We start from the raw sequence: 17593 nt of genomic DNA, 5'->3' as shown, positions 1-17593 counted from the left end.
GGTGAACATATGAATATTATTGTAACTGGTGGTGCTGGATTTATCGGTGGTAACTTTGTACATATGATGGTAGCTAAGTATCCAGAGGACCATATCATATGCGTTGATGCACTAACCTATGCAGGTAATTTAGAAACGTTAGAACCTGTAAAAGATAAGTCTAATTTTTCTTTCGTGAAAGCAGACATTGCAGATAGACAAGCTATATATGAAATATTTGAGCAATATAAACCAGATATAGTTATTAACTTTGCAGCTGAATCTCATGTAGATAGAAGCATTGAGAATCCAGAAGTATTCTTGCGTACGAATATTATGGGGACTGCTGTATTAATGGATGCTTGTCGTAAATATGGAATTCAGAGATATCATCAAGTCTCTACTGATGAAGTGTATGGTGATTTACCACTAGATCGACCTGACTTATTTTTTACAGAAGAGACACCAATTCATACATCGAGTCCTTACTCATCATCTAAGGCATCTGCTGATTTATTAGTATTGGCCTACCATAGAACGTATGGATTACCTGTAACGATTTCTCGTTGTTCAAATAATTATGGACCGTATCATTTTCCAGAAAAATTGATTCCATTGATGATAATTAATGCTTTTAATAATAAACAATTACCTGTATATGGGGATGGAAAGAATGTACGTGATTGGTTATATGTAGAGGACCATTGTGAAGCCATTGATTTAATTGTTAGAAATGGTCGTGTAGGAGAGGTTTATAATATTGGTGGTCATAATGAACGTGCTAATATTGACGTAGTAAAAACGATTTTATCTGCATTGGGAAAAGATGAATCGTTAATTACTTATGTTACAGATCGACCAGGGCATGACCAACGGTATGCTATTGATCCTACTAAAGTTAATAATGAATTAGGCTGGTTACCGAAAACATCTTTTGATGAGGGAATAAAAAAAACCATTCAATGGTATATGGATAATCAAGAATGGTGGGAACATATAATTAGTGGGGAATATCAACATTATTATGAAGATATGTATTCAAATAGGTAAGGAAAAGTAAGATGAAAGTCCTTGTAACAGGTGCTAATGGTCAATTAGGACAGGATGTTATTCGTGAATTAAAGGAGCAACATATAGAGTGTTTAGGTACGACACGAGATATGTTAGATTTAACTGATGAACATTCTGTACATCGTTTAATTATTGAATACAGTCCGGATATTGTAGTTCATTGTGCCGCTTATACAGCTGTAGATAAAGCAGAGGATGAAATAGAGCTTTGTCGTAAGGTAAACGTAGATGGTACAAAGTATGTTGTAGATGCTTGTAAAGTGATTGATGCGAAACTTATGTATATCAGTACTGATTACGTTTTTCCGGGAAAAGGAACTAGTTTTTATCAAATAAATGATGAAAAAGGGCCTAAAAATGTGTATGGTCAGTCGAAACTTGATGGTGAAAAGATTGTTAAGCAATATTTAGATAAATATTTTATTGTTCGTATTTCATGGGTATTTGGTATACATGGTAATAATTTTGTAAAGACCATGCTACGATTAGGTGAAACACATAGTATATTAAGAGTTGTTGATGATCAGATAGGTAGTCCAACTTATACAGAGGATTTATCTAAGCTGCTCGTTTCTATGATTCAAACAGATAAGTATGGTATATATCAAGCTCATAATGAAGGCGTTTGTTCTTGGGCCGAATTTGCGCGTACTATTTTTAAATTAGCTAATATGAACGTAACTGTAGAATCTATTCCTTCTTCTGAATATCCGACAAAAGCTATACGTCCATTAAATTCAAGAATGGATACGTCTAAATTGATAGAATATGGATTTAATAAGTTGCCAAACTGGCAAGATGGATTGATGAGATATATAGCAATATTTAAAAATCAAAATCTATGAGGTATTTATGGAACTAAAAGATAAATATGAAATTACTGAGTTTGAACGGATATTATTAGACGTAACTCGTAAGCTAAGAGGTACAACTAATCCACCAGAATGGGTGTATAAATATTCTAGAAAGAAATACGGCTGGAAAGATAATTTGGCTAGATATTATTATGATAAATTTTTAAACTTTCCAGTAGGAAAGTATACTTATGGATATAGATCTTTAAAAACAGAGGAAATACATTCTGTTGGTAGTTTTTGCTCAATTGGAATAGACCAACGTCTTGTGGGAAATGGTCATCCGATTAATTATGTAAGTACTTGGAATACATTATTAGATAAAAAAATTAATCCTGCTAATACTTTAAAAAGTATTAGAATCGGAAGTGATGTATGGATTGGCGCTTATAGTATCATTAGAAGTAACTTAACTATTGGTGATGGGGCCGTTATAGGTGCAGGAAGTATAATTACTAAAGATGTAGAGCCATATACTGTTGTAGTAGGCAGTAATAGAGTATTAAGGCAAAGATTTTCCGATAATATTGTAGAATCTTTATTAAAAATGAAATGGTGGGAATGGAATGATGATAAGATTTTGAATAGTATGCAGTATTGGTCTAATGTTGAAGATTTTATTGCTAGATATAAAGTATAAAACAATTTATTATAGTTGATAGTAATTATCCAAATCGTTTGTTTGATGCTAATTGGAAATAATAGGGGAATAGTTATGAAAATAGCGGTTTGTTTTTTTGGGCATTTGAGAACATTTAAAAAGTGTGCTCCGCATATAAAAACTAACTTGATTAATAGATATGACTGTGATTTATTTATGCATACATGGTCTACGTACAATCATCATACTAAGACTCATCATGAGAATACAGAGATTAAAGGTATAGTGAAGGAATCAGCGATTATTGATACCTATGGTGAATTTAAGAGTATTAAAATTGAGGAACAAGTTGTACAAGATTTAGGTAATGTTAAAGTTAGTACAAAAAATAAAAGAGTATCTTTATATGGTGTTGAAGTGTCAATGTTTGGATTGTATTCTATGTATCATAGTATGAAAAATAGTTTTTCACTATGTAAGGAATATGCATTAAAAAATAATATTCAATATGATATGGTTGTAATGATACGACCAGATATTGTTTTATTAGATCCATTAAATATTGAATTATATGAATCATGTGCCCCTGAAGAAACATTGGATAAATCACTTTTTACTTTTGCAAAAGATTTATCAGAAGTAAATATTCGATATTTTAATTTAGGCGGAAATGATTTAATGTTTTTTGGTAAGTTACCTGTAATCGAATCTATAATGAATGGATCACAACAAGAATTAAAGAGAATTGAAAATTCTTTAGAAGTAACAATGCCGGAACATATTATATTTAATATAGCAAATCAACAGAAATTAGATACGTATATTATTAATTATCCAGGATGGACTCTTATTAGGCCTATGAGTTTTAAATCTAAGTTGAGTCGTATAGTACGTTTTAAATTACATAGAAATTTTTTAAAAATAGAGTTTTTAGTCTTTATTTTATATAAGTTATTCTCTATTAGATTATCTATAGGTAATTTTGAAATAAATATTTGTGCTGGTCGTCCTTATTCAGATTAATAAGTAGTATGCTACAGGGAATATGAGCATTTTAATTATAATTTATTCATGTTGAGGGGAAGCTCATGAAGGCATTATTGATACCTAGTGCATTATTAGTACCATCTGATATGCGTAATAAGTTTGGGGAGTTACCAACAGCACTATTTCCGTTAGGAAATAAGACGATGATTGAACGTCTTTACGATAAGTATAAGGATATTGTAGATGTAATTTACATTGTTGTTAAAAGAAAACAACTACTTATAAATGACTACATTAATTCTAAGAAATTACCAATTCGTATTATTGAATTAGATGAGCTAAGAGATTTAGGTTATACAATTCAATATGGTATGGAATTTATTCTTGGTCAGGAACCGTTAATAGATTATATATATGTAAACTTTGCAGACTTCTTATTGGATGAACATGTACCAATAAATAACCATAATTTCTTTTACTATGCATCAGGTATGAGTACTGATGAGTGGACGTATTTTAAGGATAATAATGGAATAATCACTGATATATTAGATAAATGTCCATTATCTGAAAATCATCAAATTTCTAATTTTTCAGGAATTTTTGTAGGACTCTTTGGTTTTACAAATCCTCATTATTTCTTAGAGTTACTTAAACAGTATAGCAATGTACATTCTGATATGGATACATTTTATCAAGCTATCTTTACTTATAGTCAAGAGTATCCATTTACTATATTGCATAGTCAGAATTGGTTTGATGTAGGTCATAGTGATAACTACTCAAAAGCTACTACTAGCGTAGCTGCTCGTTCTTTTAATTCGATTGAGATTGATGAGCAGCGGGGTATTCTAAAAAAGAAAAGTGAAAATAAAGAAAAATTAGTAAATGAAATCCGTTGGTATTTACGAATTCCTAATAAGTTACAGTATTTGCTACCTCGTGTATATGATTACTCGTTAGATCTAACAGATCCTTATGTAAGTATGGAGTATTATGGATATCATACGTTACATGAAAGTTTAGTATTCGGTGATTTACCACTTGTTAAATGGCAAGCCATTTTTCAAAAGTTATTATTTGCTATTAATGATATGGGTAAATTTACAGTAACAGGTGAACGAATTCAATTTGAAGCAGCATTAAGAGATATTTATTTACAGAAAACATTTGATCGCTTAGATATGATGCGGAATGAACCAGACTTTCATTCTTTTTTTGAAAATACAATTACTATAAATGAAAAAGAATATCGCTCGTTAAATGAATATCTAAAAATGTTGCCACAACTTATTGAAAAGCTGGTTGTTTATACGTTTACTGGTCAGTTTAATATTATTCATGGGGATTTGTGTTTTGCTAATATTTTAATTGAAGATACCTATGATTTTATACGTGTCATTGACCCTAGAGGCAAATTTGGAACATTTGATATCTATGGTGATGCTAGATATGAATTAGCTAAACTCATGCATACACTAGAAGGTAAATATGATTTTATCATTGAGGATATGTTTGATATTGATGTTATCGGTAATACTATTGAGTATCATGTGCATAAACAAATTGATAATATCACTAATGTATTTTTAGATGTTTTTCGTGAAAGCATAGATAATATACAAGCTGTTAGATTAATTGAAGCTACGTTATTTCTCAGTATGATTCCTTTACATAGTGATTATAAGCAACGTCAATTTGCGATGTTAGCTACAGGTGTTATGTTATTGGAACAGGTTATTCGTGAGATAGAAGGATAAACGGTATGGATAAAAAGGACTTGCGAATTATATTTGATATAGATGGTACAATTTGCCCTATTAAAGATAAAAATGAAAAATATGAGGATATTATACCTGATGCAGAGATGGTAGCTAAAATGAGAGACTATAAAGACGCAGGTGCCACAATTGTACTTAATACTTCTAGAAATATGAGAACATACCAAGGGCAAATAGGTCTTATTAATGCTAATACAGCTAAAGTATTATTAAATTGGCTGGATAAATGGGATATTCCTTATGATGAAATTATCTATGGAAAGCCTTGGCCTGGGCATAGAGGATTTTATGTTGATGATCGTTCTGTACGTCCTGATGAATTTTTAAAGTATAGCGAAGAAGAATTACTAGCTATTTGTAAACAATCAAGTCGGGAGGCCCACAAATGAATATTGTAATTACCATGGGTGGTCTTGGATCTCGCTTTCAAAAAGCAGGATATACAGTTCCAAAATATCAAATAGAAGTTAAAGGGAAAACTTTATTTGAGTGGTCTATGATAAGTATGGATGCTTTCAAAAAAGAAACATTTATATTCTTAGTACGTAAAGAAGATAATGCAATATCATTTATTGAAAATGAATGTGCAAAGATAGGTATTCCAAACTATAAGATTATTGAACTAGATAGACTCACTAAAGGACAAGCTGAAACAGCAAGTTTAGCAGTTCCTTATTGTGATGAATCTAAACCAATATTTATTTACAATATAGATACCTATGTTGAAGCAGGCCAAATGAATATAGGTAAGATAACTGGTGATGGATTTATACCTTGTTTTAAAGCTGATGGAGATCATTGGAGCTTTGTTAAATTAGATTCAAATGGAAATGCGATAGAGGTACGAGAAAAAACACGTATTTCTGATAACTGTACTATTGGTGCTTATTATTTCCGTACGGCTCGGTTATACCAAGAGATTTATGATGAGCTATATGTAAAGAGTGGTTACTTAGAACATGGAGAACAATATATTGCACCTATGTATAATTGGATGATTCAACATGGGATGAACGTACGTATACAGGATATTGAACCTGAGTATGTTCATGTATTGGGGACACCAGAAGAAGTAGAAGTTTTTAAGAATCTTAAAAATTAATAATGGTGAGATGAGAAGGTCTTGATTAAGGCCTTCTTTTTAGTATTGAAAAAATATGCTGATACAATAGAAATAGTGATACAATAAATAAAATAGATGTTTCATAGTTTTGATATAGGGGGATACTATGTCATTAGAGCATGGTGGGAAAGCAGATAAAGACGGAAATAAATATGAATATGAGTGGGTAATATGTCAAATTCTTCAAGTAATAAAACGAAATATTAGGTCTTTTATTTGGGAACCTATTGGTCCTAGTTCAGATGGTGTCGATGTAAGCGTAATAAAGGAAGATTATTACGATTATCATCAGTGTAAAGCGAGTAATGCGGGAAAAGACTCTTGGACTATAAGTGATTTGAAAAAAAATAATATTATTAGTCGTTGGATTGATAAATTATCGATAAATGATAGCAACGAAGTTAGTCTTGTTTCTCCGTTAACATTTAAAGGGTTGGCTGATTTAAGTGATAAAGCTAGAAACTCAAATAATTGTGGTAAAGATTTTTATGATTATCAAATAGTAAATGCTGGGAAAGATACTCGAAAACTCTTTGAGAGTATTTGTAGAGAGTTAATAGGTGATTTAGAGAAATATACAGATGATGATTATAATAGAATATTATCATATTTAAAACGAATAAATATAAGACAGATAAGTGATTCTACTCTTCATGAAATGAATATAAGTACCATAGAATCTCTATTTTTAACTGACAAAGATTTAGTTTATAAAAGTTTACTTACAATATTATTGAATGAAAATAATTATTCACATTCTATTGATAGTCAAATTATTGGAGATTGGTTAAATAGAAATAACTTACAATTAAGAAATTTACGAAATGACAGTCAAGTTATAGGAAAGATTAAGTCGTTAAATGATCGATTTAAAGCGAATTATCCTTTTTCTAAAAATGAGTTTGTAGAACGCAATTGTTATAATGAATGTTATAAAGTTGTTAATAAAAATGTATTTACAATTATTCATGGTAGTGCAGGTATTGGTAAATCAGGATTATTATTTTCTTTAATGCAAAAATGTGAAGCTAATCAGCAACCATATGTTGCAATTAATTTAAAAGATTGTAGTCCAGATAATAGCTTAGATACTTGGAGTCATGACAAATTGGATTTACCGATTAATTTAGTTGATGTTATACATCAAGTATATGAATATCAGTCTCCAATTATTATTCTAGACCAGTTAGATACTATGAGATGGACTTCTAGAAATTATCATGAATCTTACTGTATTTGTAGAGAAATTATTAATACTATTATGCGTATTAATGAAAATAGAACTTCTGCACCTATACGGCTTGTATTAGTGACACGATCCTATGATTTAGAATACAGTGAATATATAAAAGATATTACTGATAATGAATTATTTTCTAGATTTGAAGTTCAAAATTTATCAGATGATGAAATACATTTCGTAATTGGTGATGAATATAATCAATTAAATAAAAGGACGAAGCAATTATTAAAACGATTTTTAAATTTGAAAATTTGGCTGGATATTAAATTAAAATCGAATAACAGTAGTAGAAACTTTCAGACACAAAGTCAATTACTAGATACTTGGATATCTCAAATTAAGAAATCTATAGTAGAAAAGCTTGATATAAAAGATACCGATATTAATAGTTGTATTCGTAAATTTTGTGAGTATTGTGTGACTAATCAAGTATTTTCAGTTCCATGTATAGTATTAGAGGATTATAGCACCATATTAAATCAATTGGAGTCAGAGGGCCTTATTATTAATGATAGATATAGTTATAGCTATATACATCAATCTGTATTTGATTATTTTATAGCTAAAGATATGCTGAAACAATTGTTAATGGGGAACTCTTTAGAGGAGATAATTGGATCAAAATTTGAACAAACACCATGGAGGCGATATCAAGTTCAGATGATGTTGGATCAATTATATAATAGCCAAGAAGCTATTAAGTTTTTAGAAGTTGGTGAAACTCTTTTAAGGTCTGAAAATATTAGATTTTATGTTAAACATGTTTTCTTTGAAATTATAGGTCAAATCGATGAGATTAATGAAAAAATAATATCATATATTAGTAACAATTTCTTTGATGAAGAGTGGGGGATTTATTTACAAGAAGCTATAAGGGGGAATTTAATCCTTATAGAAAGATTAATTGAATTAAAAGTTTTCGAACGATTTCTTTTAAATCAAGAATTAATGAGAAAGGTTATATGGCTATTAGGAACAGTAGAATGTAATACTAGTCCTATTTGTACGAAGTTAATTAATAAATTTTTTAAATTGTTTCCTGAGAGTAAGAGTGAATTTAGTAATATATTTTATAAAGAATGTAGCTATGATTGTGATGAATTTTTCCTATTAAGGGTTGAATATTATAAAGAGTTTTTTGATTCTTATAGTGTTATGGAAAATTTAAAATCACTAATAAAGAATAATGATTTTAGATTTTTTGAATTACTTAAAATATCAATAGTACATGATGATATTGGTGAACCTTATAAAGATTATTCTACATTAGATGTGCATATATCAGTCGGTCAATTACAAAAATTGATTGAATTAATACCATTAGATATTAATAATTTAGAGAATCGAAATTGGATTGCTAATAAACAAATATTTTCTTATAAGAGATTATTAGTGGAAATAATTAAGTCTGCAATACAAAATTTATGTGATATTGATGAATCAAATATTTGGATATATATTAAGCAGCTTTGGAATGTTGATAACTATGTATATAAAGAAATTATTTTATTTACATTTTCAATTATTTCAACTCAATATAGTGAAGGAATTCTCATATACTTAGTCAGTGATATAAAACAGAATATGTTTGATTATAGTAGTAACAATGATAATGCACTAATTGTGGTTAAAAATGTAATTCATAAACATACTAGTACAGTTAAAAATGAAACACTATCATATTTTATTGATAAAGTATTGAAATATATATCTAAATCTCATTTTAAATATATTCACAATGAACGAAATGGTAAGGTAAGATTTTCATATTTAAATGCTTATCATAGTTGTTGGGGGGCTTTTCAATATAATATTTTAAATAGTATTGATACTAATCGATTAAATAAAAAGGTGAAAGGCATTATTAGTGTATTAAATAGAAAGTATCCAAATGGTATTGAAGTAGGGGTTAAGACTAAAATAGTAAGTGGATATGTTAGAGCCTCTATTCCTTTTAAAAAATTATCTATGATTGATTGGAAAAAGCTTTTAACTAATAAGCAAATAGATATCAATCGTACCAAACGAAGATATAATCAGCTTTCATTAATAGAAAATAATACATCAACTATTTCTTATGCGTTATCACATAAGATAGAAGAAAAAACAAATGAAATGGTAAATTTAATTATATCTATTGGAAATGATATTAATATTGAATATATTGAATGTACACTTTCTAGGTTAACTGATGAAAAAGTTTTATCTAAGTTATCTGATGAAGAACTGTCTTTATTTATATCTCATATATGCACTAATTTTTTGGATGTTAGAGGAAATCTAACTAAGTATTTGATACAGCTGATAGATAAAAGAATTAATTTATATAAATATAGTTACATTCGTGATTTTATAGAAGGCCTTTTTCGTAATAATTGTTTAAATAATGTGAGGAATCCTGATATCAAAAAAGCTCAAGATTTAAATAGTTTTATAATGGAAGAACTTAATTCATCAAGGGGGTTATTTATTAGTCTTATATGTCATTTAATTGATACGGATTATATTATATTCGAGTCATATAAGAATAAAATTCTATCCATAATGGATTTTAATTCTAATTTTGACAAATATTTGTATCTAAAGTTTTTGATAAGTGGATATAATAAAAATAAAGATGTAGGTAAAGAGATAGTTAATTCTTTATTATTAAATTGTTGGTTATGTAATAGTGAATATAACAATTTTCTACCAATGAGTTTATATAATGATGGATATAGAACATCAATAATATCTATTGTTAAAGAATGCTACCACTCATCAGATTCTGAGTTACGGCGGTTAGCAGATTATTGCATTCTAGAGTTATATATGAAAGATGATGCTGCTGTGAAGTCATATATGCAGAATACTGATTCTTTGAAAACTCATAGTCATTTATACAACATGATGCAAATGGCTAATATTTATTGGCAGTATGAAGTATATATTGATCGAATTAAAAGTTGGTATATTATGATGCAGGATCAAAAATTAGATATTTTTAAGGGTATTAGTCAATTATTTTCAAAAAAATTGATAGTACTAGGTAGGGATACAGAATTTGTTGATACAATATTTTCTGGTGGAGTTAATAGAGCTTTGTTACATCAATTCATTGATTTTATAAAAGATAATAAATATAAAATATCTGAAATATATAATCTTTTTAGTAAAACAGTAAAATTTATTATTCAACATCATGATGATAACGAATTTGTATGTGTGTCGGCTTCTCTTGATGAATTATTAGCATATGTATATGAGTTATCCTGTAAAGAAAGATATTTGGTTGGGCAACAACAATGTCTAGATTTTTGGGATGATATGTATAAGTATCAGATGGGGAATATAAGAGAAATTACTGATCAGATGATATAATTATCTTGTATTTATGAAATAGTGGTTATGGAATTATTATATTATTAATAATGTAATAGTTAATTGACTATATATCGAATGAAGACAGAAGGAAGACAGAAAAAGACAGAAGGAAGACAGAAAAAGACAGAACATTTCATTCTATATTATTTGGATACTATATTTAGTATTTAGATATCATATTTAATCTATATATAGTGTTTTTTATGAAGACAGAAGAAGACAGTAGGAAGACATAAAAAGACAGAAGCAATAAAAAGGTGAGTGTAATGCGTATTTTATTAGCAAATTTAACAAAGATGGTAGGCGATACAGGTGGCCTTGCTAAGGTGACGGCTGCGTTTGCCAATGAGATGCAGCGCCGTGGCCACGAGGTGAGCCTTGTATATAGCGATGTGCAGACAGGGGATTTTTATTATCCTCTTGATGCGGGCATCGAGGCGTATGATCTATGTCATTATGAGGGTGAAAGTCATTCTATTCCTCTTTGGTATAAGGCAAAACGGGAGATTTTGCGCGCCTTTGATAAGCGTAAAGCTCGTGGTGTGAATAATGAGTTTACGAAGAAGTATTTACTAGGTCATCTTCAGTCTGTATTAGATCGAACTAAGCCGGACGTAATCGTGTCATATCAACCAGCAGCCTCAAAGGCGTTATTGCTAGATTTGAAAACAAATATTCCTGTTATCACCATGAGCCATGGTGATCCTGAGGATTATTTTCATACCTATCCTGTAGAGGAGGTTGAAGCGGTTGCAAAGAGTACGGTAAATCAAGTATTATTGCCATCCTTTGAATCTCATATTAAAAATCACCTGCCAGAGGCTAAGACTGTTGTAATTGGTAATGCCATTCCACAATATGCAGAGCAGGCGGAGCTTTCACAGGTGAAAGACCGTTACAAAATCGTATTTGTAGCGCGACTCGATAAGAACCATAAACGACCACATTTATTGATTGAGGCATTTGCACCATTGGCCGAGAAGTATCCAAATTGGGATATCGAGTTATGGGGCCAAGAGGACCGCAAGATTTACAAGAAAGAGTTGGATATGATCGTATCCAAGGCGGGACTTGGAGACCGTGTTCATTTTATGGGGACGACAACCGATGTACCAAGTGTACTCGTTAAGGCAGATATATTTGCCTTCCCAAGCGCCTATGAAGGATTTGGGCTTTCACTAGGAGAAGCGATGAGCATGGGCTTGCCAGCAATTGGCTATAAATCTTGCTCTGCTGTTAATGAACTTATCATCGATGGGGAAACAGGCATCTTATGTGATGATGGGGTAACACCATTGACGGAGGCCTTGGAACGATTGATGCAAGATCAAAACCTTCGCGTTACCATGGGCCAAGCCGGACGTGATCGTATGAAACAATTCAGCCCTGAATCCATTTGGGGACAGTGGGAGGAATTGTTGAAGACTACAAGTAAAACTAAATAAATTATAAAAACCAGTGGAGTAATTATTTAGTACTTCACTGGTTTTGTCATATTACTTGTATATTTTATTTGTTATTATTGTATACTAAGATGTATGGATAAAATATTTACGTTCTCAGTAGATTATATAAAATGATAACTATCATCAGAGGTGAAATATGCTCGAGTCATTACTAATAGGACTACAACAGGATTTAAAAATCTTTATATGGGCACCTATAATCAGTGCTATCTTTAGATTTATTTTTATTAAACTATATGGACCCTCATATCATTGGAAGGTGGATAAGAAAAAACTAGTTAAAACCTTTAGTTATGGATTTTGGTGGGGACTCGATTTTCATGCTTATGTATTATTAGTTTCCTTTTTAGTTATCTCTTTACCGGGTGCATTTATATCCTCTTATTTCGCGGTAGGTGATATTGTAAGAACCATACTTTTAACATTGTATTTGATGGTATTATATGCTGCATTTATGGGAAAATTAATATATTATTATCATTTTAAAGATACTTATAATGAATTAGTTCGTTTGGGTGGTAATGCTGATAAAAAGAATCTACTAGATATATTTTTTAATGAAAATCATGGGTTATGGATTTTACTTGGTTTTATTCCCTTTGCAGTAATTACATCTTTAGGAATTTATGCAACTTTATTAACACCGGTATTGTTGATACCTACATTTCCATTTGTAGGGCAAGTAGTGGGAACAATTATATCAGTTATTCTTACGGTAGTGGTTTTCTATTGGTTACGTTATGGTGGTACATTGAATCATCGTAATAAACCGGAGTGGGATTTTGTACCAGCTATTATTAAAAATGATATATTTTTAGCTAAAGCCGTTATTGATGATTTGATTGCATTAGAATTAGTGCATAAACATAATGTTAATGAAGTATTGAATCATGATGATGATACAGCTATCAAAAATTTATGTGTTATTCCAGAATTTAAAGACGTAAAGATAGGAGTAAATCCATTAGAGCTTTTACAAAAAAAAGCTGAAGGTCCGCGAATTCCCAAGCCTAAGCATATTTTTATTCTTGTTGGTGAAAGTCTTACACAATCTGTGACGGATGATATTTATTCAGAATATCATATTGCCGATGCAGGAAAGAAGTTTAAAGCACAAAAGAATACTATTTCTATGGAGAATTTTTTGCCTGCAGGCATGATTTCTCAACCGGCTATTACAAGTCTCATTTCAGGGATTTATGATTCTAATTTAGAAATTAATGAGAAAACACAATTTTGGGAACATACTATAATTACTTCTCTGCCAGAACAAATTAAGAAGTTGGGTTATAAAACTAAACTTTGGTATGGAGGTAATATTTCTTGGGCTAGCTTAGGTTTATTTGCTCCATCAATGGGTTTTGATGAATGTATTGGTGGCCCAGATATTTGTGGTGAAGATGCACCTGCTACATGGCTAGGTGTGTATGACCATTTATTTTTAGATGAGGTAAAAAAACGCATATTGGCAGCTGATGATGAGCCAACTATGCATTTTATTTATACAACATCTAATCACTCACCAAGCACAATTCCTATTGAACGATATGGATGGGATGCAGATACGATTTTTGGAAATATTCCTAAAGAGGTAAGAGATAATAAGAGTAAAGTAGCATCTTTGGGTACTTATTGGTATGCAGAACAGGCATTATTCCGTTTCGTTGATGATATGAAAGAACATTTTGAAGATAGCCTTATCATAGTCACAGGTGATCATTCCTGTGGCATAGCAGATTCTCTGCTTTCATATAGAAAGCAAACTATTAGAGAATCATTTTGTACATATTTTGCTATGTATCATAAGGATATTGATGCTAATTGGATTAATAAAAATAGTATTGGTGATCATATGCAAATTATGCCTACTATTTTTGAACTTATAGCACCAAAAGATTTTGAATATTATTCTTTAATGCCTTCCTTATTTGAACCTCAAGAACACATTGTAACTCCGTACCATTGGATGACACAATCTGAAATCGGTTTTTATGGTAACTATACAGCACAGGATATTAACTGGAGAGATTCTAAACAGCAAGATGCACCTATTACACATATAGAACGTCATGATTTTGAAGAGATAAAACAAGCTTATGTAGAGTTGACAGCTTGGGTTGTACGGCATCCAGAAATATTAAAATGTTAAATATAAAATTTTAAGATCACCATCATGTAGATTTTAGCAACTGACAATTGTTATAGAGAAGTTTCCTTTGATGAGTATTTGATAAACGACACCTAGATTTGTTTACATCAGAAGATCAAATTTAACTAGCTTCCTTTGTATTAAGTCATGATAAATCTAATAATCATAGCATTAGTGAAAAGGCTGCAAAAGTACTTATAGAGGATTGGAAAAATAATGCTTAATTAGTATTTATAAGAGTAGGTAAATGTTATTATAAATTATCTACTATACGATAATTACGTTAATGCAACTAGGGTTCAATATAATTCTTAAATATAAGTTGGTGATATAGTGCTAATAGATTTTACTTTCAAAAATATTCGATCATTTAAAGAAGAAGTCACCTTTTCTATGGAGGTAGGTGAAGGTATTGTTGAGTATACTAAAGAAAATACCATATCATCCAGAGATATAGATGTTGTTAAATCATCATTTATTTTTGGCGGTAATGCATCTGGAAAATCTAATGTGATTAGAGCTTTCCAACTACTTAGAGCTATTATTGTTCATGGCACATCTTCTGAGTTAGAGGCTTTACCTGTTGATTCTTTTGCCAATGGAGAAGGTAATACTTATTTCAAAATTCAATTTATTAAAAATGGAAATTTATATTGTTATGAATTAGATTATGATGCTCATAGTATTAATGAAGAGCGTTTAATTATGAATGATAATATCATTTTTAATAGGACTGTTGATGATATCATTATGCCGTCATCAATAAAGGGTTTAAAGGGCGCATTAAGAGCTAATCAACCATTGTTGTTTTTTGCTCAATCAAATAATGTACCAGAAGCTAAAGAGTCATATGAATGGTTCGCACAAGATATCCTTATACTTGGTTTAGGACATAATGTTTTATGCAACCAGGAATTGTTTAAGCCGTTATATACTAATCCTGATTTAAAAGAAAAAGTCTTGTATTTTTTGAAGGCTGTAGATTTTCATATAAAAGATATTAAAATACAAGAATCTTTCATACCAATACAAGAAAATAATCAAAATTTAGAATCTAGATTATTGCTTCAATTTGAATATGAATGTAAAGATGGAAGAAGCTTTACTATTGATTATGAAGCAGAAAGTATCAGTACACGGATATTATTATTTTTATCAATGATGATTTTGGACAATCATCATAATTCTAAGCTATTTTTAATTGATGATTTTGATTGTTTTTTACATCCTAAATTAGTTAATATCCTATTACGTATTTTTAATGAATGGAATGATACAAGCACGCAATTCATTGCGACTACACATAATATAGATATATTGGATGCTCTCATAAGAACTGACCAAGTTTGGTTTGTAGATAAGAGTTATTATGGTGTATCTACTCTATATAGTGTTTTTGACTATAATGAGTTAAGTATTAAAGGGATTAAAAAGAACTATCAAGATGGTTTATATGGGGCTGATCAAATTATTAATGATTCGATGATAAAAGATATATTAAAAAAAGATGACAGTAAACGATAGACCAGCTGATGCAAGATTAAGACTTTATTTATATATTAGTGTAGTTTTAGTACATGTACAAAGATGGCGAAACGCATGTTTCGCCATCTTTTTATATGTATAATTTTCTGTTTTAAACAAAATAAATGTTTTAAATCATATAAAAATGATATAATAATTAAAAAGGAGGTGTTATAGTGCGGTTATTAGGATTTGAAATACACAACACGAATTTGTTTGGTAAAAATTTACATATCAATTTAGTGGCAACTGATAAAGTGAGTCAGTTAATTACTGATAATGACAACATAGAAAGGGCTTATAGGATTGACAGTGGAGCGTCTATTTATTCCCAAAATTTAATAGCTTTCACAGGTCTTAATGCGACCGGTAAGACAACGATTTTAGAGGTTATTCAGATGTTGTTACAGATTGTGGCTAATGACGCTAGGTTAAATGATCCTCATATCAAACCAATTATTCAGAAAATTATAGGAAGTGTTGATGGTACAAATGAGAAACCAATAGTTTTTGTTATGTGGTTTGAAATTGGTAAGCAAATATTAGAATTAACATCTTCAATCATAAAACGATATACATTGGACGAAGAATATGATTTTGTTTATAAGAATGAGATATTGAAAGTACGATCGTTCTCAAAACTAACTAAAAAGAATCTATTTAATTTTGTAGGCTCTAAGGTTGTTAATCAACGTACTGATTTTGAAGATGCTAAGTTTTTACTTGATGATATGAGTATTGCGAGCATGTTTAAGGATAAGGCAACAAAGGTACTTTGTTCGTTTGAAAAATATAATACGGTTCGGAATATACGTCCTATGATTCCTGATGTATCGATTATACAGTGTTTTGATAGTGCGATTAGTTGTATTGAACAGTCAGAGGGCAAAGATAAATATAAATTGAAATTCAAAAAAGATGGTGATTCTGAGTACGATTTATCCTATGATGAGTTAGAATCTATCTTATCCTCTGGTACTGTAAAAGCATTGCACTTCTTTCCAGCTCTCCAATCCGTATTAAAAACTGGCGGATATATTTTATTCGATGAGATAGAAAATCATATAAATAAACGCCTTGTAGAATGGATCTTATCTTTATTTGAAAATCGCGATTATAACCCTCATGGAGCCTGCTTGATTTTTACAACTCATTACCCAGAACTATTGGATACTTTTGTGAGAAAAGATAATATTTATATTACTCGTAAACGTAATGATGGAACATTAGAGGCTGTTAAATACAGTGATGAAATTGAACGTAATGAATTACTCAAATCAAATGTTATTTTAGGTAATTTAATTAAAGGAACAGTGCCTAAATATGCATCTATGAAAGCAGCAGAGCAGGCGTTAGCGGATATTATTAAAATTAGGTAGTTGATTGTTTACATATTGAATTATATTTTATTGACTATTTAACGATTTTTTCGTCAAATAATAAAAATAATAT

General features: G+C 30.1%; 12 protein-coding genes. All 12 read left to right on the top strand.

All coding sequences use genetic code 11. The annotated features are described in order from the left end of the window. The first annotated feature begins 9 nt into the window (after positions 1-9). The 12 genes from rfbB (at position 10) to VAHSUH02_RS07540 (ending at position 17520) form a co-directional block, all read left to right on the top strand. Complete coding sequence (gene rfbB, locus VAHSUH02_RS07595) at positions 10-1029, top strand: dTDP-glucose 4,6-dehydratase (protein ID WP_005383690.1); 1020 nt, start codon at positions 10-12, stop codon at positions 1027-1029. A gap of 11 nt (positions 1030-1040) precedes the next feature. After that, entirely contained in the window at positions 1041-1895 is an 855-nt protein-coding gene (rfbD, locus tag VAHSUH02_RS07590; protein ID WP_005383692.1) for a dTDP-4-dehydrorhamnose reductase, read from the top strand. 7 nt (positions 1896-1902) lie between these two features. Continuing rightward, on the top strand, positions 1903-2544 hold the full coding sequence (locus VAHSUH02_RS07585; RefSeq protein ID WP_005383694.1) for a CatB-related O-acetyltransferase: 642 nt from the start codon (positions 1903-1905) through the stop codon (positions 2542-2544). A gap of 75 nt (positions 2545-2619) precedes the next feature. Further along, complete coding sequence (locus tag VAHSUH02_RS07580; RefSeq protein ID WP_038148876.1) at positions 2620-3528, top strand: hypothetical protein; 909 nt, start codon at positions 2620-2622, stop codon at positions 3526-3528. A 65-nt stretch (positions 3529-3593) separates the two neighbouring features. Continuing rightward, positions 3594-5252 (top strand): glycosyltransferase family protein, encoded by a 1659-nt coding sequence (locus tag VAHSUH02_RS07575; RefSeq protein WP_005383698.1) that lies wholly within the window; start codon positions 3594-3596, stop codon positions 5250-5252. 5 nt (positions 5253-5257) lie between these two features. Next, positions 5258-5662: an HAD family hydrolase gene (locus tag VAHSUH02_RS07570; protein WP_005383699.1), complete on the top strand. Its 405-nt coding sequence runs from the start codon at positions 5258-5260 to the stop codon at positions 5660-5662. After that, positions 5659-6375: a glycosyltransferase family 2 protein gene (locus tag VAHSUH02_RS07565; RefSeq protein WP_005383700.1), complete on the top strand. Its 717-nt coding sequence runs from the start codon at positions 5659-5661 to the stop codon at positions 6373-6375. Before VAHSUH02_RS07570 ends, VAHSUH02_RS07565 begins: the two co-directional genes overlap by 4 nt. A gap of 127 nt (positions 6376-6502) precedes the next feature. After that, entirely contained in the window at positions 6503-10999 is a 4497-nt protein-coding gene (locus VAHSUH02_RS07560; protein ID WP_005383701.1) for an NACHT domain-containing protein, read from the top strand. A gap of 269 nt (positions 11000-11268) precedes the next feature. Continuing rightward, positions 11269-12447, top strand: coding sequence for a glycosyltransferase (locus VAHSUH02_RS07555; protein WP_005383704.1), 1179 nt, complete (start codon positions 11269-11271; stop codon positions 12445-12447). A gap of 280 nt (positions 12448-12727) precedes the next feature. Beyond that, positions 12728-14617 carry an LTA synthase family protein gene (locus VAHSUH02_RS07550; protein ID WP_248841634.1) on the top strand — a complete coding sequence of 630 codons (1890 nt, stop codon included), beginning with the start codon at positions 12728-12730 and terminating at the stop codon, positions 14615-14617. A gap of 393 nt (positions 14618-15010) precedes the next feature. Next, entirely contained in the window at positions 15011-16141 is a 1131-nt protein-coding gene (locus tag VAHSUH02_RS07545; RefSeq protein WP_248841635.1) for an AAA family ATPase, read from the top strand. A 176-nt stretch (positions 16142-16317) separates the two neighbouring features. Beyond that, on the top strand, positions 16318-17520 hold the full coding sequence (locus tag VAHSUH02_RS07540; protein ID WP_005383710.1) for an AAA family ATPase: 1203 nt from the start codon (positions 16318-16320) through the stop codon (positions 17518-17520). Positions 17521-17593 lie beyond the last annotated feature (73 nt).

The organism is Veillonella atypica KON, from assembly GCF_002959915.1.
Taxonomy (GTDB): Bacteria; Bacillota; Negativicutes; order Veillonellales; family Veillonellaceae; genus Veillonella; species Veillonella atypica.
The sequence above is the reverse complement of the archived record's forward strand: the minus strand, read 5'-3'. Positions and strand labels throughout refer to the sequence as shown.